Origin of the sequence: Neisseria sp. P0006.S009 (assembly GCF_051962915.1) — a bacterium.
GTDB lineage: Bacteria > Pseudomonadota > Gammaproteobacteria > Burkholderiales > Neisseriaceae > Neisseria > Neisseria subflava_E.
Window position 1 is genome coordinate 1 of sequence record NZ_JBQCUV010000022.1, and the last position, 247, is coordinate 247.

The following is a 247-nucleotide window of genomic DNA, read 5'->3' on the forward strand; positions in this document are numbered from 1 at the left end:
GTATCAGCTCAGTGGCTCGCCTGACGTTGACCTCGCGTACCGAGGATCAGCAGGAGGCCTGGCAGGCCTATGCCGAAGGGCGCGATCAGGCGGTCACCGTGAAGCCGGCGGCGCACCCGGTTGGGACAACGCTGGAAGTGCTGGATCTGTTTTATAACACCCCCGCCCGGCGCAAATTTATGCGCACCGAAAAAACCGAATTTGGCCATATCGACGAGATCGTCCGGCGCATCGCGCTGGCGCGTTT

General features: G+C 61.5%; 1 pseudogene. It reads left to right on the forward strand.

Annotated elements, in window-relative coordinates:
• Positions 1-247 (forward strand): annotated as a pseudogene (mutL, locus tag ACTHTK_RS10310) (DNA mismatch repair endonuclease MutL); the annotation flags it as partial.